This window comes from Alkalibacterium sp. s-m-28, from assembly GCF_054658175.1.
Window position 1 is genome coordinate 1 of the sequence record NZ_BAAGIQ010000191.1, and the last position, 1,517, is coordinate 1,517.

Annotated in this window: 1 protein-coding gene; it reads right to left on the bottom strand. The window is 43.2% G+C overall.

The genetic code is table 11. The features are described 5' to 3' along the window. Positions 1–156: 156 nt before the first annotated feature. On the bottom strand, positions 157–1,392 hold the full coding sequence (locus tag ACYQ4S_RS11850) for a transposase (RefSeq protein ID WP_459771343.1): 1,236 nt from the start codon (positions 1,390–1,392) through the stop codon (positions 157–159). Positions 1,393–1,517: the final 125 nt, after the last annotated feature.

Genomic DNA, 1,517 nt, shown 5'->3' on the forward strand with positions numbered 1-1,517 from the left:
TTTGAATTTGCCCTTTTTACGTCAGGGCAGCCTCTAAATCGAGCATGTAGGAGGAAGGCAATGGAACACTGGTATGAATTTCTTTGAAACACTGTAAGAAGACACACAAATAGAACGCCCTTTTCAGCGCGTTAAAAAAACAGTTAAGTTCGCCATTTACCACAAAGACAGTTGACTTGATCGCTGTTCAATCCGATGGAAGTATTTGATACCTGCGGTATCATAGGAAAGAATCTTGCTGACCCCTCGGATGAATCGATAAAGATAGAACTTTATTTTTGCCAACGCATTGGAGGGGCGGGCACGTGCAAGGACGACCTGTGTGTGGCAGGTGTTTTTTTCGATGGAAAGGGAATAATGACCAATGATGCAGTTCATGATGGTATACAAGATTCGCATCGAGCTTAACGTCATCGTTCGGGTTTTCTCCAAATGAAATTCTTCTTTTTGGACGCGGAACAGCTCTTCAATTCGCCAACGGGTGATGTAGCCTTTCAGAATGCGAAGGACATCCTCCTTGCTTTTGACGGCATGGTTGGTTAACAGCTTCATCGGTTTTTCACCGTAGCCATAAACAACAATCATATTGAGGGGCGTGCCTTTTAAGACCGGCAGTTCGACCTTTATATGGCTAACCTTCAGGTTATACTCTTTTCCCTGGATTTCGGTTCTGAAATTGATTTTTCCTTTGCGGCGTTTCGCTAGGTCAGGCACCTTTATCCGTCGATTTCGGTGAAGCAGGTACCGCGTGTCCATCAATCGGGTCACGAAGAAATGACCGATGTTGTGCACATACTGGAACATCGCGTTACTGTCATACCCTCGGTCCATGACAAAAGTGGCTTTCTTTCCTCCCAGAAAAGAATGGACGGTATTAAAGCCTTTAGCTATTTCGAAATTCTGGCTCTGGAAGAGTTCTTCCCGAGAAGAATAGAGATGATTATAGAGTGGGATGGGGTGTTTCGTTTTCGGGGTAGCCATCGAGAAATTGATGGTGGTATACCCTTTTTCAATGACACTTTTGGAGCCGTCCCGCACGAGGGACAAATGTTCCATTTTCTCGGCATACGGCTTAATGATATCGGATTCGTCCACAATGATTAAAGGATCATCCGGGATCGCTGTTTTGACGGTATGTAAATAGTTTTGATGGACCTGGTTCAAATCGTCGCTCTCAAACCCATTGCGGGATAACCGTTTGATGGTGTAGATCAAATCAATGTCCTCCTCCAATGAACGAGCGATGTTTGATAACAACGTACTTTGAGATTTAGACATCCCAAATAAAATATCGCTGTAGAATTTCTTTCTTGGTTTCGGGAGACCTTTGGTCAACTTATCCGCATAAGTAAATATATTTCGTTTTGTTTGGTAGATTTCTGTAGAATTCATGGTAAAATAACCTCAGTTCCTGTTCTGTTTTTTTGTTTTGTGGTGAATCAATTATAACACGCAACAGGGTGCATTTTGTCCACAGATTTTTGCTGTGGACAGTCAAAAAGCTCGAGGCTTCCATG